Consider the following 20,527-nt stretch of genomic DNA (forward strand, 5'->3'; position numbering starts at 1 on the left):
GCTAGGTGCGTGAGTGGTTGCGACTACCTCTGGCTCGCGTCGCTCACGCGCACAGCGCGGCAGATTCGGACGAGCGTAGCCGTCCTCAGTGCGGCAGTTGCGGACGTTGCGCAGGCCAGCCCCAGAACAATCGGCTGCTACGAGACACACCGCGTTTCGATGGCTGACCCTCCGAGGCCATCGGGGAACGGGTCGAAGCTGAAAGCGACTTGGTGACCCACTGATGCCCGCGCGCTGACCACTGGACGAAGCGTGATGCCCTGCAGACATTCCTGCGCCGTCGCCAAGCGCATCAATACCCAAGCGGAATCGCCGGCCTCGAGACGTAACGGAAGAGAGCTCTGCGCGGATCCTGCCGTGCAGTCGCCGGCGATGGCTGATCGTGAGTCTCCCGCCATCTGTGGCGCCTGGGGCGCGACGTCGTCGACGGTGAGAGCCTCGGCCCCAGGGTTGCGCAGGTAGAAGCCGAGAACCAGGCGTCGGGATTCCTCAAAGCGCTGACAGGTCGCCTCAAGGGAGAGACGGATGCCGCCCGCGGTCACCTGCAGGGGCTCGGAGAGCTGAGCGGTTGCTTCCGGCGTCCTCGTCTCGATGAAAGTCATGCTTGGCCCCGTCATCGGCGGCGTCGTCATGGCTGGTGGCTTCGTCGGTGTGCGAGGGCTGTCTGTCAGGTATCCAGCCGCCACGGCGACGAGCACGAAGGCGCACAGCAACGACACGACCGTCAGCCTCGTCCGCGTCACGATGCCCCCCCATGTCAACGTCAGTAGCGCCAAGGCCAAAGTGCCACAGGACGCCCAACTGCGGGCCGTCCGCGGCATGAGCGGAAACCCTGGGCTGAAACACTGGGCTTGTGCGAAACCGGCCTGACCGAGACTTGGTGCGTCTCCATCGACGGGTGCAGTCAGTGATACCGCCCATGCCCGCGGAGGAAGCGACTGATGCTGCGTGGGATGCGTGGATGCACTTGCAGGATCTGCAGGCCATACTGGCCGGTTTGTTGAGCCGGGGATGGCATGAAGTCAGTGCTAAGGATCAGGCGACCTGGCGTGCAGATGTCTCCGCTTACTTGGCCGAGCCGGATGTAGTTGACCCTGCTTGGGGGCGCAGGGGACGATGCCCGACGCCTCCCGGCGGCTCTCGGCGTGCTCGCCGAGACTTGAGTGCGCAAATCGCCTCAGCGGTCACCGGCATGGTCGAAAATCGTCCGAGGAGCGGCGTTTCCGAATATTCAATGCCCCCGCACCATTGCCAAGAAGTGACTACGGGTAGACCTTGATGGTCCGCCGCCCCTTTGCGTCTCGTTCCATCTGCCACGCGAGCGGCTCGTCCTCTCCAATGGAGCGGAACGCCCGAACAACCGACGCCACCGGGACGAAGTAGACGCGAGACTCGACTTTGAGATCTGAGGCCACGATCACTCCATCGAATAGCGGTGGCTCCGTGTCCGTAGCCGACAGCGAGAACACCGTGCTGTGAATGAGCTGGTTCGTAAGGTCCCGCAGACTCAAACTTTCAGGCTTTGGGTTGGCAACGTCGTAGTGCTCGAAGAACTGAGACCTTGTCCACGCATCGGAGGGTTCCCCCGTGAGGCGAGCCGCTCGAACAGGGACGGATTCGACCTCCGTGGTCTGGGACACCTTGTAGGAGTCCAGTAGCTTCCGCGCACTGAACGCACCGACCATCACATCACGTTCCACGAGGTAAGCCGTCCGGGAGGTCCACCGACGTTGCGTCGCCCGACGCTCCAACCGGAGAGCGATCGCCAGCAGTTCCTGCTTCCAAGGCGTCGAATCGCCTATCACCGCCCAACTCCTGATCTGAGGTGTCTCAAGGCTGGAACTTGCCGAGGTCCTGGCCGTCCACGCTCAAGACTGCCTCCCATGTCCAGTCGTTGCCCATGCCGTGCAGTGCCAGGGGGTTGAACCGCGCCGTCAGCCGATTCGCCTCCAGATCAGCGTCGTGTTCCGGTGTCGCCTGCCACGCACCCCCCTCATCCCACACAAACTGAGCCGATGGCTGAGCGTCAACGATTTTGTAGCCGAGACGTCGGACCGATTGCCGATCTTTGCTGTGAACCACGACCTGCCATAAGACGGCTCCAGTCCGCGGAAGCTGGCCGTCCCAGACGAATGAGGCGACTATCGGTTCCCTAGTGGTGTCGAACGTCGCGCGGGTCAGAAACATCGCCCACCTCCCCTCTCGTGGCTTTTGTCCACGAGCCTATCGAGGCAGGAACGCAGTCGTTCCCGTTCGCCCTCTCCAAAGCAGCTGGTCTTTGGGGACACGCCTCGACGACGCCGGAGAACGTGTCATCGTCAGGTCCGCGCGCAGAACGGCATGATCGGGCGACCAACATGAGGCATGCTCACCCAATGAGCGGCTTCATCGAGCGGGGCAGCAGAAGGCGGGGTCAAGCTCGACGATTGCGCGAGTTGGGCGACTGTCCCAGTTGCCGCCACCCCTGGGAAGAGCACCCCGGCACCGGCAACGAGCTGAACGGCATGTGCGGCGAATGCGTCTACGAGTTCGAGCACGATCAGCGAGAGTCCGCTGAGCCCGGCTGCCGCCTTCCTTGTCCGCCGTCGACCTGACTGACGCACGCGTCGGGGCAGAAGAGGACGTCTGAGTCGTGGGGCGCAGACCCCGGTCTGTCACCCTTAGCCGATGGCCTTCCACCGGGGCCGCCAGTGCAAGATCAGCGAGGCAAGGAGTAGCACCGTCCCTGCCCGGGCCATCCAGGCGACAGCTGAGGAGACCGGCGCCTGCGGGGACCCTCCGAGCAGCACGTTCGCGAAGTCGCGCAGGTCAGCGAGGGTGCGCTCCACCGAGCGCGGCTGGGCACCGGTGCCCATGTCGGGCGGGGTCGGATTGGCGACGATGAAGCCGGCAGCGGCGGTCCAGAACCCAATCCATGCGCCTGCGAACGCGAGCCGGCTCAGGGACTCCGGTCGATCAGTCCGCCATTTCCGCCGCGCACCGAGCGCCGCGCCGATCGGAAGAACCACGACCATCACGAAGAGGCTCCCGAGGAGTACGCCCGCTACCGCAACGACGAGGGGGAGGAGCCAATCGACGTTCGGACTAGTGGACCGCAAACCCGGTGCGGCCGAACCCAGGACCGACCATCCTAGTCCGACGTAGGCGCCCGCGGCGGCGGCGGTCGCAGCCAGGGCTCCGGGGACAAGTGGCTTCAACAGCCGGGCGCGAGCGGACCTAGGACTTCCCGGGCCAGACCACAACACCCAGCCCGGCATGTCCGGCCGACCAGCGGTCAGCGTCACGGTGATGGAGGCAAGAAGCGGGCCGACGAGTAGTGCGGTAGTTCGCGCGTCGTCGCTCAGGGCATCCCCCAGGCCACCGGTAAGCAGCATCATCCCAAGGCACCAGACGCCACTGATCGCCCAAGCGGCCCGCCGCCGCGTCAGCCCGCGTCGCGGTGCCACTCTCACGACTCGCAGTATGGGCCCAGCCGAGCCCCCAGGAAAACAACGCAACGTCCGCTCGTCGGCACGACCGCTTGGCGGCATGAGCGTACGTCTACGTCGGACGGCTCACTGTGGCGGCGGCGACCCAAACAGTCGGCTCGCACTGTGGGCCGTTCGGCTGGAGCTCCGTCGGCCTCACCGTGGAGCGCATGGCAGGAGCCAGCAGGCTGCCGCCCTGGCCACGAACCGTGATCACGACTTCCGTGGGCTTGGTTGACGTGAGGCCGGTGTTTCGGACGATGACCGGCTCCGCCGTGCGAGTGATGGCAGGGCTGGAGGAGCAGTTCTCTGCTACGCAGACCTCGATCGTAAGGGGACCTATCCACCCGTTGCCGGCGAGGGTGACGGTGACTCCCGAATCTGCGCCGATAGCGGTGCAGCCTTGCGGGATGAAAGCAGTGCACCCGGTCAGCGGGGCGACGAGCGCCAGTGCGCCGGCGCACGACCTTCCGCCACGAGCGGGCTGCCTCATGAGGGCACGCTAGCCCCCGAGTGGTTCACGGGTGGCGGCCTCGGCTGTCACGATCACGTCTCGGGGTCCGGAAGGCGACAGCGGACGCAGTTAGGCAGCGCATCGCATGGCAGTGCGCTGCGCGGCCTGTTCCAAGACACTGGTTCCCATGCGGCAGGCATTCGCCCACGAGGCCGTCCTCGTCATGGGACCAGGCGCGGACGTGAGGGCCCCCGGGGCATCGATTACGGCAGCTCTGTGCGGGCACTGGGATCACGAGCCACCGTGCCCCTTGGCGCCACATTACGTGCATGCGGACAGGCTCCAGAACGAGCTGCACGTCCGGGTCCTCTTCGCGACGGAGCCCGAGGCCGAAGGTGAAGTGCGGTCGCGCATCGAGCAGGCACTGGCGGGTCAGTGGGACTTGCCCGAGGGCTTCACCACCCCCTGGCGGTTGCGGGACAGCCGGCCGAGCGAGGTCCTCCCGGACGAGATGGATCATGCCCGACGCCTGGCTGGCGGTTAAGGCGCGACAGAGTGCAGTGCACCCCGACGCGGTCAACCACGGCCTTGCCACACACCGAGGGCTCGAGGGCCGGGCCTTCGCCCGAATGGCGGCATAGAAAGGCGTTCTGCGCGGTGGGGTCTGGCGTGACGAACGTCCTCCTGATGCGCTTGTCGGGCTTGGTGTCCCATCGCATCGAAGGAGGACGTTCATGTCTCACGGTAGTGGTGTTTCGCGTGGTGATCGGAACCGGAACGCTCGGCTTTGGGGCTGCGGGCGGCGGTCCCGGTCACGAACGCGATCGTGGGGATCGACCTGGCCGACCGCAAGCAGATGCTCGTCGTGGCCGACCACGACTCGAAGGTGCTGGCGCGGCGGACGTTCCCGGTGCAAGGCGTGGGACCTCGGCGCCGCGTTGGACTGGGCCGCCGACCGGGCCCACGCGAAGGGGTTCGCCGGAGTGACGGTGGCGTGTGAGCCGACCGGGCACCGGTGGATGGTGCTGGCGCAGCTCGCAGCCGAGCGCGGCATGTCCTTCGTGTGCGTGCAGCCGGCCGCCTCTTCCTGGGCTCGGAAGAGCGAGGACCTGACGACCGACAAGACGGACGACAAGGACGCCGTCCTGATCGCCCGGCTGACCGGGCAGCTGCGGTGCTACCTGCCCGAACCCGTCGACGAGGCCAACGCGACCTGGACCCGGCTGCGGCACCTCGGGACCCGCCGCGAACAGCTCATCGGCGAGCACGTCGCAGCCGTACAGACGATCCGGGACCTGCTCGAGTGCGTGTGGCCGGCTGCGCTCGAGGCCGCGAAGCACCCGTTCCGCTCGGCCACGTTCGTGGCCGCCCTGAGCGTCGTCGTAGGGCAGGGCCGCGGCCACGACGGCGGGGACCTGGCCCGGACCCGCCGGCTCGGGCTGGCCCGGTTCGAGCGGGCCGTCCGCGCGGAAGTCAGCCGTGGGGGCGGGGTCCGCCCGTGCCTGCGGATCGTCCGCCGCCTGTTCGCCGCCCTGACCGCACCGCCGGTGTGCTGGCGCACCGGGCGGCGGTGTTCGAGCGGCTCGAGTGGACCCTGGCCGACTGGGATGACGCCCGGGCCAAGCTGGTAGACGTGGAGGCCCGGATGATCGCGACGCTCGACGAGCTCGGCCTGACCGCGCTGGTGACGAGCATCGACGGGCTGTCCCCGGTCGGGGCCGCGGCGATCCTCGCCCAGACCGGCGACCTGACCCGGTTCACCTCCGCGCGGGCCGTGGTCAAGCACGCCGGCCTCGCGCCGCGGGAACGCAAGTCCGGCACCTTTACCGGCCGGGCCCGCCTCACCGGCGCCGGACGGCCGCGGCTGCGCGTCGCGGCCTGGCGGGCGGTATGGGGGTGCCTGCAGACGAACCGGGTGTACGCCGCCCGCTACCGACACCTCACCAGTCGCGAGACCAACCGGCTGACCCCGACCCAGGCGCAGACCGCGGTCGCCGGCGCGATCTTGCGTCAGTTGTACGCCGTCGTCACGCAGCGACGAGCGTGGGATCCGGTGATCGCCGCCCACGGCATCACGAGGTGGAGGGAGACCACGGGTACCGCTGCTGCGTAACGAGATCCAGTACCAAGCCACCAGCACGAGGCGCTAGCCACCAAGAGCTGGGGCGGGGTGAGCCTTCTGCGGCATTGAGAACCCCTGGGTATCTCGTCGGACATCGCAGGCCGCCCCGTCCCGTCGTCGACACAACCCGGTCACACGCTGCCGAGCACGACCTCGATTAGCTATGCAGGGACCGACGACGAGGACAACGGCACCCGCTCAGCCCTTGACGCTAAACACCTCACGCTGATGTCCGGAAGGTGATCCCTGACTGGACCGGCTCGGCCAAGCACGCTCAGGTGTAAATGGGTTTCAGGCCGGGGTCGGGCTCAAGCAGACGGACGTCTCCTCCGCTCTCGCGCACGTGCTCGACCAGTTCGACATATTCGCTGGGGCTCACCCATAGCTCGACAAAGGTCTCTGTGTCCAAGGCGATGCTCTGATCCGCGGAGATCACAGTCATCCACGTGTGCGCAGCCAAAGCGCACGCGATAGCGAAGTCGTCATCGGCGCTGGGATCTAGATCCACCGTTGGGTTCATCGGCACTTTGGTCCTGCCAGTCAGTCGACTGATTTTCGGCTTGATCCGACCCTCGAGCTCTACGGCGGCCCATTCGACGTCCTCCGGCCACTCTCCCTCTTGCGGTGCAACGTCGACAGTGATGTCCTGCAGTCGGTGCCGCGTCACCTCCAGAAGGGCACGACAGATGCGGTCGCGGTCGCCGGCGTTGACGTGGAGCGGCAACTGGATGCCCACAAGCGGGGCCCGGCTCCTTTGCGTCATGAGGTCACGATGGCAGAGGCAGTCTCGCGCGCCCGATTACGCGAAGCATGTCTCCGCGAATCGCGGCATGAACGGGCGAGCGTAGCCGCCCTCAACGCGGCATGACCGCGGGTCGCTCAACTGCCGAAGAGTTTCCCCACGAGTGGCAACTAACCGCCACTAGCATCCACGCATGCAGGGGACCGGTTAGTGGCTCTCAAGTGGCGTGCAGATCCGCCGATTCAAGACCCAATCCCCGTCACGAAGGAACGAGTGGCGGCGTTCGTCGCTGCGATCGCGGCATCGACTGTGGCGGTCATCGCCGCGCTGAGTGGCGCAGACGACCTGCTCACAGGGAACGTGCACCTCTTGGTTGTCGCCGCGTCTGGCATCTCGTGGCTGGCCTTGGGCCGCGGAGCGTACGCATCGGCGCTAGCTCGTCTAGACGCAGCCCAGATTCGGCGGACCGGCAGGAGTGACCTTCTTGCCGATGTGGTGGTCTGCGCGCTCGCGGGTGCGGGCTGCGCTGCGCTCGCCATCGTCGGCGATCCGTGGTTGTGGCTTGGGTGCGCCCTCTTCTTGGCTGTCGCAGTGGACCAAGCCCGCGTAGTGCGGCAAGGCCGCCCCGCGTAGCGCTTCGCGCTCTTCACGGCCGGACCCTCTCCACACGGACCGGCCGGAGCCGCCGCCCACCACGCAGCTACATAGAGACCGGTTGCAGGATCGCGTCCGGCCTCCGAGAGCCGCGGGGAAGCCCGTGCTGGGTGCTCACTGATGCTTGAGAGCGCCGCGCTGCCACCAGTCGAACGATTCTTGGCCGTACACGAGGCTGGCGGCGAACTCGACATCATCGAGATTGCAGAACTTCCACAGCTCCCTTAGCTGCGCGTGAGGACTGGAAGATGACCCGGTCGACGTCGAAGGCATCGAGGCGTCCGGCGCTGAAGTCGTCTAGGGCGTCGCCCACTCGGGACAGCAGCTGGCCGAGCTGATCTTGGTGGTAGGCCGCGATTGCCGCGCGGGCGTCTTGACGTACTGACTTCGCAGTCATCTGTTCAGGCTAGAACGACGAGACACCGGCTCCACCTGTGCACGATGGGGTTGCTGATCACGTCCCTGAGGCCATGTAGGCGGCGAGGATGTAGTTGGGGTGTCGGTCGAGGTTCGTGCGGGCCCGGTCGTAGCGCATCGTGGTGCGGGGGTCGGCGTGCCTGGCGGCGATCTGGACGTCGCGCAGGTCGACGCCGGCGTCGAGCATCGTGGTGACGAAGGTGTGGCGCAGCATGTGCGGGTGCATCCGGGCGGTATGGACGCCGCCGGCCTCGGCAAGGTGATGCAGTCGCCGAGTGGCGCAGTGTCGGTCCATCCGAGTGCCGCGGCTGGTCCGCAGGATCGGGCCCGCATCGCGTCCGTCGACCGCCCGGTCGATCGCGCGGGTCACGGCCGGTGGGAGTGGTGTCAGGACGACCTTGCCGCCTTTGCCGGTGACGCGCAGGACGCGGTGGCCGTGTTCCTCGCCGAGGTCCTCGATGCTTGCGCCGCAGGCTTCGAAGATCCGCTGCCCCAGAAGGCCGAGCATCGCAACTAGGGCAAAATCGTTGGCGTTGGTGGAGGTGCGGGCTGTCGCGAGCATGGCTTCGAACTGCAGATGGGTCAGCCCTAGCGTGGGTGACTCGGCCGGCACGTTCGGCCGTCGGACGTGCTCGGCCGGCGAGTGCGCGAGGATGGCGTCGATGACGCACGTTCGGTAGAACCGGGCGAGGACGGCGATGCGGCGGCTCACGGTGGAAGGCTTGTAGCGGCGGGCCTCCTGCATCCAGCGGATATAGAGCTCGAGGTGCGGTCGCTGCGCGGTGAGCGGGTCCAAGCTGTGGCCACTGCACCAAGTCAAGTACGCGCGAAGGTCGGACTCGGTGTGAACGCGGGACTGGCCCTTGAACCGGGCCAGGTAGGCGGCCACCGCGCGTCTGAGCGTGTCAGACTCAGGCGGCAGCGGGATCGGGACCAGAACGTTCTTGTAGGTGCTCATCCACGAGCGTGATCCCGGTTCGACGCTCGGGACAACGTCCGCAACCGCGCTGGTTGCGGCAGTTGCCTACGTGCGCTTGGCATCCGGTCGCCCATGACGAAACGGCCTCAGATCGGGCCGAGTCGTCACGCAGCCTCCGCGCTCGTGGTGACATCTACGCGTGACTGCTGAGCCCGCCCCGCCTGTCTCGGCTGAACCGTACCGGCGGCGGATCTTCGTCGGCTGGCTCGTGTTCGGCTGCCTTGGCATCCCGGGAGTGCTTCTTATTCTCTGGCTCGGAGCACCATCCGACCCCTGTCTGCCGGGAGCCACTGACTGTGGCCCGAATCCGTGGACGTCGCGCGAATCGGTCTCTCGCTTGCCGCGGTGGCGAACGTTGCGATGCTTTGGGCCGGGTTCTGGGAGTTCAGACGACGCCGACTTCAGACCAGCCGCGTCAAGGAACCTGGACCGCACTGACCGAGTCTGCTGGGCCAGCATCAGCGTTCGGCGGTAAGTGCGGGCCTCGCCCGGAAACTCTCGGCATGCAATCCTCCGTGCATGCAGTTGAAAGGTTCTCTCGGGCTCGTCGTTGGCGCGTCCGTCGCCTTCGGCGCGGCCGTTGTCCTGGCGGTCCTTGACGCCATACGCGGCATGGTCGGGCGATCGTAGTCGCCCTCAGAGCGGCGGAACCGGACGTCCCCTTCGAGAATGAGCGCAGACTTGGTGCGGCGCTTTGCCGCGCCCTGTCTCAGCCGCAACACTTGGCCACGTGGCTCGGTACCGGTGGCGAACAGAGATCAGACGGCGGCTGCCCTGGTTCATGGTCGACGTGGGCATCGCGGCCAAGGGGCGAGGGGATTGTGGTTCCCACGAGTGGTACCGCGAGGACGACGAAGTGTGGCGCTGTTACCACTGCAAGGTCGGCAAGTACGTCGGAGCTGATCCGTTCGCGGCCGACCTCCTCCGTGACTTGGAGTAGGCGCCAAGACCCGGCGCTTCATCAGTCAGGTCGGCACGAACGCTCGGCGGCATGAGCGCGTACTGCCCGCACCAGCTGCCTCCCATAGGAGGATGTCGTCATGACGAATGACTCCGAGCGGCGGGGTGGCCATCATGATGGTTGGGGAGCCGCCGCCATCTTCCTGATCGTCTTGGCGCTGCTTCTCGGGGTGGCCGGCGGCTTGGTGCTTCTTGCCATGGTGATTGCTCCACCGCTGGGGCCGGAGGACGAGATCTCGAATGTCGTGTGGACGGTCCCGCTGGGGCTGTCGATGGCTGGGATCGTTGTCGCTCTGGTAGGCCGGTCGGCTCTCATCCAGACAACGCTGGCCGTCTTTGGAGTCTTGTTGATCATGGGGTCTGTCTTGTTGGCGATCGATTCCGCAGGGTCGCCGCCGGTGGCCGGGCCGGAGTGGACTCTGAACGCGGTGCCCCTGATTATTGGTTTCGCTGCAATCGGCCTGTGCCGGCGAGATCGTCGGCTCCGGCACCGCGGCCGCGCTGCCCACGCCTAGCTACTGAAGTGCCGCTCGCTCACCGCGGCAATAGAGGACGTTGGGTCCACGCTGGTTAGGCACCCAGATTGCGGGCCTGCTCGACGAAACGGTGGGCGACCGGCACGCGATCAATCAGGCAGGTGACAACGTGGCGGTAGGGGTCGAGCAGGCTCTCTCGCCCGGTGAGTTCCACGTAGCAGATGCGCGCTCGGGGGTCGAGGAACCATTGCGCGAGCCGTGAGTTCATGACGATCCAGTTGCACAGGTAGACGGATAGGTCGTGCCCGGCCTGCTCTGGGTCGATGCCGTCCTCGTGCGCGGTGACGAACGCGTCGGCGTCGTCGAGGTCCGCCTCGTCGTACCGGTGCAGCCAGGTCAACCTGAGCCCGCGAAGGTATGGATACTGGTCAAGGAGTTCTCGGGTTTTGCGCGGGAGCGAAGGGTCCCCCGCCGGCAAGTAGGAAACCAGGTCGGGCGGTTGGGGCGGCCTAGCGGACAGGAACCGATATCCGCTCTGCGCCGCCATGCGCTCGATGCTACGCGCCAACTCCGAGGCGATTTCGGACTTCATGACGCTGTAGGGGCCGTCGTGCGGCGACCCCGCACCCCCAGACCGGCCTGCTGCACGACCAGCGGACGATGGGGCGGAGAGCGGCAGATGAGTGTCTTGCGGCCCGAAAGCGCTCGACAGGCGGATCGGCCAGGCGAGGACTTCAGGGCTTGCTCGAACCGGGGCCGCGGTCGTAAGGACCAAAGTCGTTGGAACCTTCCTGCCCGCATCGGTTGCGACAGAGTCCACCGCCCGTGCTTGCAGGCGTGGCCGGCACTTCCCAACGCGGTGTCTGCACGCGCTATCCCTCGTATGCTCGAGCCCTAGCCGGGTTCGACCACGTCCAGGCCAGTGAACCAAGGCCGAATAGGAACGCCGTTAGAGCCCACATCCACGCCATGGGCGACCTCTCGGCGATCGGCCATGCCCATGGCGCCACGCCAATGCCCGACTGGTAGCCGAACAGGACACTGGCCATGACCCAAACGAGCGGCGCAATCCATCCGAGCCGACCCCACCAGGGACGCGCCAGCAGCGCCAGGCCCGTGAGCCCCAGCGCGTTGCGCACGAGCGGTTCCGATTGGGAGCCGACGATGCTTGCCGTGGCGACGAGCAGGACGCATGTCAAGGTGACGACCGACAGCAGGGCGACCCACTGCCAGGCTCGGACGGAACGTCGAGCGGACGCCTCGAGTTCGGCGAGGGGCTGCTCTACCAGCGGCAGCACGGCTGCGGCTGCGGCCAGGGTGACTATGGTGCGTGCCGCGACGCTCCTGTCGCTGGTTCCGGTGAGTGCGCCGATAGGCACGAGCATGTCACCAAGAGGACTGAGGGCGACGACCAGGATGGTCACAAGGGCGGTCATGGCTGGCCCGACGGAGCGGCTGCGAAAAAACAGCTTGAGCAAGCGACCGTGCTGCGTGACCTCAAGCCAGCGTCCACTCGCGCCCGAGGCGCCGTGCGTGACCCTCATGTCGGCGGGGGCGAAGGAGCTTTGCACGCGGCGTAGTCGGCGATTGCCTGAGTCAGCCAGCGGTCCTGTACGGTCTGCTCCACCTTGCTGAGGCGCTCAAGGAGAACCTCGCTTCCGGCGCTTTGCCGACCAGACGGCATTCCGGCTCGGTCCCGTAGTAGCGCCTGGAAGAAGTGGGACCAGTCGTCATCGCCGATCAATGGCGACGTCGGTGGGCTCGGGCAGGTCTGAGGGTCGCTGTAGGTAGGGGAGGCGGTGTAGTCAAGGATCGCTGCCGCAACTCTGCTTTCGTCCGGCCGCTCAAAGTTCTCGTACGCCATCACCGGGGCCGGGCCATGTAGGCCTCCCGCAGCGACGGTCTTTGGAAACGTAGGAAGGGTCCCGGCCGCTTTGAAGGCGATTGCATATCCCGCGGCGAACGTCGGGAGCGCGCTGGCGTCCGCCTCGTACAAGCAGATCTGTCCGCCGCCTGTAGCGTCCCGGCACTGATGCGGGTCTCGGTCGTCACGACTCTGGCCGTAGAAGCTCTCCGCCTTGACGGGCTGTGCCAGGAGGGGGACCGCGGTGGCAACCACTAAGAGGAGCAGCGGCACCCAGCGCGTGGGCCAACGCAGAAACTGGCGGTCTCGTGCAGCACCGATGAACAGGATCGTTGCCAGGATGGCCAGCCAGGCTGTCACCAGCACGAGTCGCGGGACGTCAGGCTTCATCGCCGGGTCCCATCGCTCCTGAAGAACTGGGAACAGGCGGGCGACATTGGCGTCGTAGCTGTAGACCGACTGGACTATCGCGCCGAGGTAGGCGAGGCCGGCCGCGAGGAATGGCGCGAGCGGAGGGGGCAGGAATGAGCCGCACAGGGCTCCCCACGCCACCAGGGCGGCGATGAAGGCCAACGTGAGGACGATGACCGTCGGGCTCGGCCAGTTCACGCGCACCGAAAAGCTGCGAACGAGTGCGGCGACCTGCACGGCCGCGTACGTCAGCCACGCCCATGCCAGCACCGGTGCGACGACACGCAGCGTGACCGCCGAGCGCGGCACGGCGCTCGAGCGCTCCAGCTCCCCAACTCCTGTTCGTCGTGCGCGCGTCGTCTCCCAAGCGGCCACTGCCGACCCGGTGATACCAATGATGATGACGCCGACGACGTGCACGTATAGGGCCACGTTGTTGCCTTGGCCGAGCAGGTCCACGGGCAGCTGCACCACTGAGAAGAACCACAGACCCGCGAGCAGTGGTGGAAAGATCTTCGCGCCGAGGGAGCGCCGCATCTCCGTGAAACCGCCGGCCGTCTGCTCTTGAATGAGTACACGAATCGAACTCACGCTCTAACCAACTCCAAGTACGCATGGTTGAGCTGGTCCACCACGGGCCGCGGCGCGTCTTCGGGTAGATGGCACATTGCCTGTAGCGAACCGGAGAAGACGACACATCCGTCACGCATGACCACTACGTAGTCGCATACGGGAGCGATGTCCTCGGTCAGGTGTGAGCTGATCACCGTGATCGATCCTGGCGAGAGCTGTCGCACCACCTGCCGGAAATGCATTCGCTGCTCGAGGTCGAGCCCGTTCGTTGGCTCGTCGAGCAGGAGGAGCCGGGGTGCGTTGACGATGCTGGCAGCCAAACCGACACGTTGTCGCATTCCGCCCGAGAGGCGACGAATCTTCTCGTTCGCTCGGTCGAGCAGATCAACGGCGGCCAGCGCATCGCGTGCGGCCTGCGTCGCGTCGGCGGAGGGGACTCGGCGCAGCCACGCCACGTACTCGAGGAACTCCAATGCCGTGAAGTGGCGCAGGACAGCTGGCTCTTGTGGAAGGTAGCCGACCCGGTCGACGTCCCCGGGCAGATCTGGATAGTCGATCTCTCCAGATGCGGGCGTCAAGGTGCGGGCGAGCACACGAATGAGAGTGGTCTTCCCAGCCCCGTTGGGGCCGAGCAGACCAACCGTGCCGGGATTCAGCTCGAGCGAGACATCGCGCAGGACGTCCCGCGACCCGTAACGGTGAGCTAAACCCCGAACACGTAGTGACGTGGTCAGTTCGGCGACCGTCACTTCCTGGCTTCGGCCCAGACTGAGTGCGCGCCGGCGGACTCGACGTTGGTGAAGATGCGCTCGTAGTAGGTATTGCCGTTCACAATGGTGGCGCGGGCGCTGCAGAGCGTGCTGTCCCAGCCATACGAGCCCTTCTTGGCGATTTCTGTGTCAGGCAGCAGCTGGATGTCGCGCACGATCGCGTAGTAGACGTAGACGCCTGACGTGCTGCCGGTCACGTCTCCGCAGGTGTACGCGCTAGACCCCGCCTGCGAGTAGCCCCATTTGAGGCCCTCCCAGTTGGCGACGCGGTCCGTCTTGGCCGTGGTGTAGGACCAGTCGACGTAAGCGGCAGACGCCGCCGCCGGCGCCAGCAGCATTCCTGCGGCGAGCAGGCCAACGAGTTCGGTTCGAGACTTCATTGACTTCCCCTGTCATTCCCCCGTCGCCCGTCGACGGTTGGCTGGAGCGTACGGCAGCGGACGTACCTCAACAAGGGCAAACGAGGCGTCTGGGGCAGTCTGCAAAGCGTTGACTTGGATCAGGTGTGGTCGCGGCTACGCGAGCTCAGCATGTACATGCTTGTGCTGGTTGGACGTCCGATCCCCATGGCGGCATGGTCGGGCGATCGTAGTCGCCCTCAGAGCGGCATGAGCGTGCGTCAGCCGTGCCAGGCGTAGTAGGTGCTCTGGTTGATCGCGTGCGTTACGTTGCGCCCGTCCATCCACGGGTAGGTAGCTCGAATGTGTGCCGCGGCGGCCGCAGCATCGGTCACGCGACCATTTGCCGTGGGTGGCATCCCATCGGTTCAGGATCCATTTCTCGATCGAACTGCGAGCCGCCTCGACTTCATTGGCAAGGGCCAAACGCTCCTCGGGAGTCAGCCCCGATAGCCGTTCTGCAGCCAATGCCGCGACATCGCGCCGCCAGTTGTCTCCGAACTCGAGCGCGGCATCGAAGAGCATGTTCCGCGCATCCTTGCCCCGCTTCCGCAAGAACCACACGTGCTCAGGCTCTCACGCAGTCCATGCTGTTGCGCTGTACGCCACCCCGACGCTCAGCGGCAATAGCGAACTCGGCACGCAACCGTGTGCGCGAACTGGAGAGGCTCGACTAACTTCTCGAGGCAAGACGTCGTGCAACGGTTGTGGCGACTCAGGCGTCACAATGACATGACAGCGTTTCACGGTCCGGGCAAGCTCGCGGTTAGCGTGGGACTGGTTGCCGTGTGTGCCGGGTGCAGCGGCATCGCCCCGACGGCACCGTCCCCCAGAACGCATCCGGCACCGACCCGGCCAGGCGACTGCGACGACATGCCACACCTCGGCGGGGATGGAACCATCGTGGTCGGCACCGACTGGTCAGGGGAACATCATGACTACCGGGACACGGTGATGATCTACGGATGCGTCTCGCCTGCTCTGGGCGGACGCGTGTCCCTGGTGACGAACGGGACCGGCGTCCAGGTGCGCCCTGACACAGTCACGATCGACCCCTCGGGCAGCGGCATCATCGCGTTTCGCGTCACCGTTTCCCAAGACGCGTCAGCGGGATTGCGGATACAGCACCACGGCGGTGGTGAGGATGACATTTCCGGACCGCTCGTGGCCGCCGATGGCGACGGTTGGCACTTCGTCCCTCACTCACAATGAGCCGATTCCTCGGCTTCTCAGGGATGTGTGGCAGCGAGCGGTCATCAGCACGTCACTGCAGGATCTGTCGTGCTGACGTGCTCCTCGTCCGCGTGTTAGTCGTTCGTCAACCCGCGGGGAGGTCCTGCTTCCTCGCCGTCCGCGCCAGTCGTCACGATTGACCCTCCATGGCTGCTCTGCCACTTCCCGAACGCTCGAGGAGCGGCAGATGCGCGTGTTTACGCCACGCTGGCGACCCCCTGCGTGAGAGGCATTCTCACGGGGTGTCTCACACCCTTAGAGCATTTGGGCAGCCAAATGCGGCACGATCCCGAACATGCTCGATGACACGTGGTTTAGCCGCGATATGCCCGTCCTTGAAGCCGCTGTCGCCCTCCTTGAGGAATCGCGACCGCCAGTGAGTGACTCGGGAATCGCCGCGCGCACCGGGATTGACCGGCAGCATGTGATGAAGGCCCTCGAGGCGCTGGAGGAGGACTTCCTCGACGTCGGCTGGGACGACCGTGCTGACCTCCGCGTCTCAGGGGCCGTCGCGGCGTGCACCTCGGCCGCTCGGCGAGCCACCGGCCAGTGGCCCAGCGCTGAGTCGCTGGCCGAGCGCGCCATCGCGGTCGTCGACGAGCGCATCGAGAATGCTACCGACGACGCTGAGCGCAGCCGCTGGGTCAAGCTCCGCGACGGTCTTGCCGGCGCCGGCCGTGACCTCGTCGTGGACGTCATGGGCGCGGTCGTCAGCCGGCAAATCACCGGCGCCTGAGCGCGGGGCCGCTCCCGCGAAGTCCCGGGAAGGTTATGGGAAGTGGAGACCGCCCCTTCGCGGGCACGCCGCACTCTTGTGTGGAGGTCGCCACGCAAGCTCAGGGCACGGCAACAGCCGTCAGGGCGCTAGGAGACTCTTAATTGGGCGGAGGACCCATCCGCAGCGTGTCCGTGCGTCCTTGGGCAGGCGTCCCGCGGGCATCCCCGTATCGGAAGGTCGTCGCAGACGGGATGGGTTGAAAGGCGAAGGGCTGCTCGCGTTGAGTCGAGGTCGGGCCAGATGCGGACCGTCCGCGCGCGGCCGCGCTCATGCGTCACCACCGGAGCGATCCCAGTCGAGCGTGAGGTCCAGCGGCTTGTAGCGCTCGTCGGCCTTGCCCATCAGGAAGCGCACGGCCGCCGAGACGTTCGGCTGGTCCGGGCGCAGCCCCGGACCACCCATCAGGCCCCGCTCCCGGGCGACGGCCTGCAGGAACTCCTCGGCCTCGAACGTCACGCGCAGGTTGAGTTGCTTGCTGCGCGGCTTCTTCGCGGTCATGGTCATCAGCCCTCTTTCTCGCCGGACGCAGGCGGAGCACGGTCTCGAATGCATGCCCCAAAAGGCCAAGGGGCAGCACTTGCGACCCATTCATAGCGCTTCGTCATGGTTCTGTGCGCCTGACGCACAGCGTGGCCAGTGCCTGCGTCCTCCGGGCGGCACGTCCTTAACGTCTGCCGGGCGGCATGAGCGGTCGATGGTGGACCTGTCCAACGGCCCAGCAGTAGTGTCGCCGTCCCTCAGAGTGCCCCCTCATCCTCGAGCAGCGAGCAACGACGGGCATTCGGATCCGGTCGTCTAGTCCGGTCGGCGAGCAGCTCTTCAGTCCAGGCGACCCCGCTGCGCCGCCAAAACGGTCCCGGTCGAGTAGGCGTTGTGAGCGTCGTGGTGAGATCGGCGGATCTATTCCTCGACGAGAAGAACCAGCGTCTCAGGAAGTACGCCGTCATAGTCCATCGCGTCGGCCATCGCCTGGTCCTGCATTGCGGCCATGACCGCGTCCAAGTCAGCGACATCCATCAGCACCGCGACTTGTGCGCGGTTCTGGGGGTTGACGAAGGTGCGGATGTTTGTGACTCCGAGCGGGCCGAAGACCTCTTCCCGCTTCGGCGAGGCAAGCCAGTGGTCTGTGTCCTTCACATCGTGGTGCCCGATGACGGTGGGCATGCTGCCTCCTTGGGCTGCGCGCTCCGCGCATGTGCGCAGAGTTCGTTTCGCAGCCTACTGCGACGCAGCGGGGACCAACACCCCTCCATCGATCGGCACGACGGTTCGCGTGCCCTCCGTCCCGTCAGAGTCCGCCGTCCTCAACCGCGGGCCCGGAGGAGGTCGGCGGCATGAGCGACGCTTGTGCCGCACCGGACAGCGGCAGATGCGTGCGGCGACCGGACGGCATCTGAGGCGGTCAAATGCGAACGCCCTTGCCGGCGAGCAGGGCGAGTGGCGCGGTGTCGCCATCGACGATGCGGGTGCCGTTCAGGCGAAGCCACGACAGGTTGGGCAGCTCCAGCAGCGGCCGCGTTGACTTCACCGCGCCTCCGTTGATGATCCTGAGATCGGCAAGCTCGACCATGCCGGCAAGGTCCGCCAGGTCGAGGAGCACCTCCTGGCTCACGCGGCTGCCGCCAAGAACCCACAGGCGGGTGAGCTGCAGCCGCCGCAGAGGTGTGAGGCTCGCCACGCGCACCCTGTCGAGCCGGACGTCGCGCAGGTGCGGGCAGCGTTCGAGCCCGTCCAAGGTGAGCAGCACGTACTTGCGCGCCTCGATGCACAGGTTCTCGAGCCGCGGCATGTGTCCCAGCATCGTCAGGTCTTGGGACTTCCAGCCGAAGAGGGATAGTCGCCGCAGCTGGGCGAGGTCATGGACCCGTTCAAGGTTCGGACGAGCGTCGAGGGCGAGCTCCCCGAGGTGCGAAAGACTCACCTCGGGGATGCGGCGCTGGCACCGGGTGAGAAGTGACAGTCGTCGGATATCGGTGCGGCGAAAGGCGTACGTGTCATCCCTCACGGGTCCCGTGACGTCGAGCTGTTCGATTTGCTGAACCTGCTCGAGGAACTCGAGGTTGGGTAGAGGCACGCCGCGCGGGATCGTCAATGACAGGTGCGAGTAGCCTGCCGACTCAAACTCTCGCTTCAGGTCTGTCGGATCGACGCCTTCCGGGCCCACCTTGACGAGCAGTCGCTTGGAGAAGTCGATCGGCTGATAGCGCCAGTCGATCTCCGCGCCCCTCTCGTACGTGGTCATGCTGGGGATCATGGCGCAACCCGCTGACGGGGGCAGACAAGCAGCGGAGATGACACGCGCACATCGACAGGATTTAGCTCGCGCTCGGCGGCAGATGAGGGCATTGCGCCGTTGCTGTCGGAGGCGTCCAACCTCGCCGGCGCGGGAAAGGCTGTTACGCCCTTGTGTTTTGCACGAGTACGCGGCTGTCCGTCTCCCTACACTGCGACCGTGCCTCAACGGAATCGAACTCGCTTGGCTGCCACGATGGCCGGTGTCCTCGTCCTCCTTTTAGGGCTGGTTGTGGTGGCCGTAATGTCGTGGGCAGGGCAGCACTCACGCGAGGCCCACGACGCGCAGGTGGCCGACATGGCGGCATGGGGAGTTGCTGTTTCCGATACGGCCTGGCTGAGTTCTCTCGAGCTGGAGTCCTCAAAGCCTCGGCCGCCATGCAGCGTCGAAGATGAAGCCCCGGGGCACGTTGAGTGGAAGTACACGGGGTCAGACTGGCCCAAGGCCAGCTCCTCGATCCGAGGCCGGCTGGCCCGCGAGGGATGGGTCGAGGGCGCTGATGTGACGGATGGCTACGTCGTTATGTCCCGCATGACCTCCGCCCGGCAGACGTCCCTGAGCCTGAGTACGCAGAAGACTCCTACGGACAACGTCTTCGCGGCTCTCGACCTCCAGCCCGTGTCCTGCCCCCTTCGGTGAAGCCTCGCAGTCCGCGGCATGGTCGGACGTCGTCCGACGAGCGGCACGGGTGTCAGCTCGCGACGCCCTAAGCGGGCGGACTGTCGTCACGTATCTCGCGTCCGAGCCGAGATGGACAGTCAGTCGCGCGTGATGGCAAAGGGGTCCTCATCGAATGCCTCGTCGCTCTCGCCCTCGTGAAGGACGAAGGCTGTGGCATCTCGGGCCAGGCGCAAACCGTTGGCGCTCTCAAGGCCCGCGAGGCCGTCTGCGTGCATGATTTCCGCGGCCGCGTCCCTTACTTCCTTGACCCGAATCGACGCATCTTCCTCTGTATCGTCAGACCACATTCGAAGATAGGCCGACCGCCCCGCGGCGATGGCGGCCGAGGCGTCTATGACGCGAAAGTCCCAGCGACCAAAGACGGTCAACATCGGCTGCTCGTTGACTGCGTCTTCCGACTCCTCCTCGTCGTCCCATCTGTCGTCGTCGTCCTCGTCGTCATCGGCCAGAGCAAGGGGAAACGAGCCGCACCAGTCGAACTCTGCATCGTTGAACGCTCGAGCTGCGGACCTCACTTGGTCTGCCGACTCGAAGTAGGGCTGAAGTTCTCTTTGCCGGCCAGTCAAGGCCAAGGTGGCGTCGACGTGACTGCGCAACGCCTCGATGAGCGCCACGGCGCGCCTCTCGTATTCCACCTTGGCTTCGTCGGTCCACTGAGTGTCCTGGAGCTCATCGTCGTCCACCGGGCAGACGGTACCTGCTAGCAAATGGTTCGTTCTTGGGGAACGCGCCGATCGCGGCAAGAGCGGACGTTCCCGCGGAGTGAAGGTGCTCTAGCCCGGAATCAACTAACGAAGCTCGCGCAGCGATGGGTCAAGCACCTTGTCAGGTAAGCCCAGGCCATCGGCGGCGGCGACGACCGCACTCATGAAGGCAATCAGGTCTGGCCCGCGAGCAGTAATGGAGATGGACCGAGGCCCCGGCAAGTGGATGGCCATATCGCCCGAGCTGTGAGACCAAGGGCCTGAGTAACTGATGGACGTTGCGTCACGAAGGTCGAAGGACTTCAGCCCCCGAATCGTGCGGACGGTGATGACGGAATCTCGCAGTTCCAGCCGCTTCGGCCCCCATGCGAACAGCCCGAAGACTGCTCCACCGACGACGACGAGACACGCGACGCCGAGTGGCCAGTTGCTCGTGCCGGCGAGAATGTATCCGACGGCGAACCACACGATCAGACCCAACAAGAAGTGTCCCGTTCCGGGTCTGATGGAGGCTCTCATTCCACGGAAGGATGAGAGTCATGGCAGCACCG

General features: G+C 66.0%; 22 protein-coding genes. 5 read left to right on the plus strand and 17 right to left on the minus strand.

The genetic code is table 11. From position 1 onward, the window contains the following. Positions 1–137: 137 nt before the first annotated feature. The 4 genes from ABD194_RS08260 to ABD194_RS08275 all read right to left on the minus strand — a co-directional run bounded on the left by ABD194_RS08260 (position 138) and on the right by ABD194_RS08275 (position 3,017). A complete protein-coding gene (locus tag ABD194_RS08260; RefSeq protein WP_343989934.1) occupies positions 138–602 on the minus strand; it encodes a hypothetical protein in 465 nt (154 codons plus the stop codon). A 660-nt stretch (positions 603–1,262) separates the two neighbouring features. Next, complete coding sequence (locus tag ABD194_RS08265) at positions 1,263–1,805, minus strand: hypothetical protein (protein ID WP_343989937.1); 543 nt, start codon at positions 1,803–1,805, stop codon at positions 1,263–1,265. 25 nt (positions 1,806–1,830) lie between these two features. Then, positions 1,831–2,187 carry a hypothetical protein gene (locus tag ABD194_RS08270; protein WP_343989940.1) on the minus strand — a complete coding sequence of 119 codons (357 nt, stop codon included), beginning with the start codon at positions 2,185–2,187 and terminating at the stop codon, positions 1,831–1,833. Between the two features lie 473 nt (positions 2,188–2,660). Further along, on the minus strand, positions 2,661–3,017 hold the full coding sequence (locus ABD194_RS08275; RefSeq protein WP_343989943.1) for a hypothetical protein: 357 nt from the start codon (positions 3,015–3,017) through the stop codon (positions 2,661–2,663). A gap of 1,638 nt (positions 3,018–4,655) precedes the next feature. On the opposite strand from ABD194_RS08275, the gene ABD194_RS08280 reads away from it, so the two are divergent. Continuing rightward, a complete protein-coding gene (locus ABD194_RS08280) occupies positions 4,656–5,552 on the plus strand; it encodes an IS110 family transposase (protein ID WP_343989946.1) in 897 nt (298 codons plus the stop codon). Positions 5,553–5,566: 14 nt separating this feature from the next. Continuing rightward, positions 5,567–6,034 carry a transposase gene (locus ABD194_RS08285; RefSeq protein WP_343989949.1) on the plus strand — a complete coding sequence of 156 codons (468 nt, stop codon included), beginning with the start codon at positions 5,567–5,569 and terminating at the stop codon, positions 6,032–6,034. Between the two features lie 283 nt (positions 6,035–6,317). Here ABD194_RS08285 and ABD194_RS08290 read toward each other — a convergent pair whose 3' ends face one another. The 3 genes from ABD194_RS08290 to ABD194_RS08300 form a co-directional block, all read right to left on the minus strand. Continuing rightward, on the minus strand, positions 6,318–6,779 hold the full coding sequence (locus ABD194_RS08290) for a hypothetical protein (RefSeq protein ID WP_343989953.1): 462 nt from the start codon (positions 6,777–6,779) through the stop codon (positions 6,318–6,320). A gap of 853 nt (positions 6,780–7,632) precedes the next feature. After that, positions 7,633–7,836 carry a hypothetical protein gene (locus tag ABD194_RS08295; RefSeq protein ID WP_343989956.1) on the minus strand — a complete coding sequence of 68 codons (204 nt, stop codon included), beginning with the start codon at positions 7,834–7,836 and terminating at the stop codon, positions 7,633–7,635. A 57-nt stretch (positions 7,837–7,893) separates the two neighbouring features. Next, positions 7,894–8,814: a tyrosine-type recombinase/integrase gene (locus tag ABD194_RS08300; protein WP_343989959.1), complete on the minus strand. Its 921-nt coding sequence runs from the start codon at positions 8,812–8,814 to the stop codon at positions 7,894–7,896. 1,061 nt (positions 8,815–9,875) lie between these two features. Between ABD194_RS08300 and ABD194_RS08305 the strand changes: the two genes are divergently transcribed. Beyond that, complete coding sequence (locus ABD194_RS08305) at positions 9,876–10,310, plus strand: hypothetical protein (protein ID WP_343989962.1); 435 nt, start codon at positions 9,876–9,878, stop codon at positions 10,308–10,310. 55 nt (positions 10,311–10,365) lie between these two features. Here ABD194_RS08305 and ABD194_RS08310 read toward each other — a convergent pair whose 3' ends face one another. From ABD194_RS08310 to ABD194_RS08330, 5 genes are all read right to left on the minus strand, one after another. Beyond that, complete coding sequence (locus ABD194_RS08310) at positions 10,366–10,671, minus strand: hypothetical protein (RefSeq protein ID WP_343989965.1); 306 nt, start codon at positions 10,669–10,671, stop codon at positions 10,366–10,368. A gap of 472 nt (positions 10,672–11,143) precedes the next feature. After that, positions 11,144–11,749 carry a hypothetical protein gene (locus tag ABD194_RS08315; protein ID WP_343989968.1) on the minus strand — a complete coding sequence of 202 codons (606 nt, stop codon included), beginning with the start codon at positions 11,747–11,749 and terminating at the stop codon, positions 11,144–11,146. A gap of 62 nt (positions 11,750–11,811) precedes the next feature. Then, positions 11,812–13,137 (minus strand): hypothetical protein, encoded by a 1,326-nt coding sequence (locus ABD194_RS08320; protein ID WP_343989971.1) that lies wholly within the window; start codon positions 13,135–13,137, stop codon positions 11,812–11,814. After that, positions 13,134–13,868: an ABC transporter ATP-binding protein gene (locus ABD194_RS08325; protein WP_343989974.1), complete on the minus strand. Its 735-nt coding sequence runs from the start codon at positions 13,866–13,868 to the stop codon at positions 13,134–13,136. The genes ABD194_RS08320 and ABD194_RS08325 overlap by 4 nt, the downstream gene beginning before the upstream one ends. Continuing rightward, entirely contained in the window at positions 13,865–14,269 is a 405-nt protein-coding gene (locus ABD194_RS08330) for a hypothetical protein (RefSeq protein ID WP_343989977.1), read from the minus strand. The genes ABD194_RS08325 and ABD194_RS08330 overlap by 4 nt, the downstream gene beginning before the upstream one ends. Before the next feature lie 921 nt (positions 14,270–15,190). Here ABD194_RS08330 and ABD194_RS08335 point away from each other — a divergent pair. After that, positions 15,191–15,499, plus strand: a complete 309-nt coding sequence (locus tag ABD194_RS08335; protein WP_343989980.1) for a hypothetical protein — start codon at positions 15,191–15,193, stop codon at positions 15,497–15,499. 316 nt (positions 15,500–15,815) lie between these two features. Then, positions 15,816–16,256 carry a hypothetical protein gene (locus ABD194_RS08340; RefSeq protein WP_343989982.1) on the plus strand — a complete coding sequence of 147 codons (441 nt, stop codon included), beginning with the start codon at positions 15,816–15,818 and terminating at the stop codon, positions 16,254–16,256. Positions 16,257–16,565: 309 nt separating this feature from the next. Here ABD194_RS08340 and ABD194_RS08345 read toward each other — a convergent pair whose 3' ends face one another. From ABD194_RS08345 to ABD194_RS08365, 5 genes are all read right to left on the minus strand, one after another. Then, positions 16,566–16,802, minus strand: coding sequence for a hypothetical protein (locus tag ABD194_RS08345; protein ID WP_256796275.1), 237 nt, complete (start codon positions 16,800–16,802; stop codon positions 16,566–16,568). Between the two features lie 396 nt (positions 16,803–17,198). Beyond that, entirely contained in the window at positions 17,199–17,462 is a 264-nt protein-coding gene (locus ABD194_RS08350; RefSeq protein ID WP_343989989.1) for a hypothetical protein, read from the minus strand. A gap of 238 nt (positions 17,463–17,700) precedes the next feature. Beyond that, positions 17,701–18,540 (minus strand): hypothetical protein, encoded by an 840-nt coding sequence (locus ABD194_RS08355; RefSeq protein ID WP_343989992.1) that lies wholly within the window; start codon positions 18,538–18,540, stop codon positions 17,701–17,703. An 809-nt stretch (positions 18,541–19,349) separates the two neighbouring features. Continuing rightward, positions 19,350–19,955, minus strand: a complete 606-nt coding sequence (locus tag ABD194_RS08360; RefSeq protein ID WP_343989995.1) for a hypothetical protein — start codon at positions 19,953–19,955, stop codon at positions 19,350–19,352. A gap of 105 nt (positions 19,956–20,060) precedes the next feature. Continuing rightward, positions 20,061–20,495, minus strand: coding sequence for a hypothetical protein (locus ABD194_RS08365; protein ID WP_343989998.1), 435 nt, complete (start codon positions 20,493–20,495; stop codon positions 20,061–20,063). Between the last annotated feature and the right edge of the window lie 32 nt (positions 20,496–20,527).

The sequence above is a fragment of the Terrabacter terrae genome, assembly GCF_039529575.1.
Lineage (GTDB): Bacteria > Actinomycetota > Actinomycetes > Actinomycetales > Dermatophilaceae > Terrabacter > Terrabacter terrae.

Excerpts from the sequence above, each read along its gene's own strand:
- ABD194_RS08300 (WP_343989959.1), bottom strand. The coding sequence starts at position 8,814 with ATGAGCACCTACAAGAACGTTCTGGTCCCGATCCCGCTGCCGCCTGAG.
- ABD194_RS08365 (WP_343989998.1), bottom strand. The coding sequence starts at position 20,495 with ATGAGAGCCTCCATCAGACCCGGAACGGGACACTTCTTGTTGGGTCTG.
- ABD194_RS08280 (WP_343989946.1), top strand. The coding sequence starts at position 4,656 with ATGTCTCACGGTAGTGGTGTTTCGCGTGGTGATCGGAACCGGAACGCT.
- ABD194_RS08270 (WP_343989940.1), bottom strand. The coding sequence starts at position 2,187 with ATGTTTCTGACCCGCGCGACGTTCGACACCACTAGGGAACCGATAGTC.
- ABD194_RS08295 (WP_343989956.1), bottom strand. The coding sequence starts at position 7,836 with ATGACTGCGAAGTCAGTACGTCAAGACGCCCGCGCGGCAATCGCGGCC.
- ABD194_RS08285 (WP_343989949.1), top strand. The coding sequence starts at position 5,567 with ATGATCGCGACGCTCGACGAGCTCGGCCTGACCGCGCTGGTGACGAGC.
- ABD194_RS08355 (WP_343989992.1), bottom strand. The coding sequence starts at position 18,540 with ATGACCACGTACGAGAGGGGCGCGGAGATCGACTGGCGCTATCAGCCG.
- ABD194_RS08260 (WP_343989934.1), bottom strand. The coding sequence starts at position 602 with ATGACTTTCATCGAGACGAGGACGCCGGAAGCAACCGCTCAGCTCTCC.
- ABD194_RS08305 (WP_343989962.1), top strand. The coding sequence starts at position 9,876 with ATGACGAATGACTCCGAGCGGCGGGGTGGCCATCATGATGGTTGGGGA.
- ABD194_RS08345 (WP_256796275.1), bottom strand. The coding sequence starts at position 16,802 with ATGACCATGACCGCGAAGAAGCCGCGCAGCAAGCAACTCAACCTGCGC.
- ABD194_RS08340 (WP_343989982.1), top strand. The coding sequence starts at position 15,816 with ATGCTCGATGACACGTGGTTTAGCCGCGATATGCCCGTCCTTGAAGCC.
- ABD194_RS08350 (WP_343989989.1), bottom strand. The coding sequence starts at position 17,462 with ATGCCCACCGTCATCGGGCACCACGATGTGAAGGACACAGACCACTGG.
- ABD194_RS08330 (WP_343989977.1), bottom strand. The coding sequence starts at position 14,269 with ATGAAGTCTCGAACCGAACTCGTTGGCCTGCTCGCCGCAGGAATGCTG.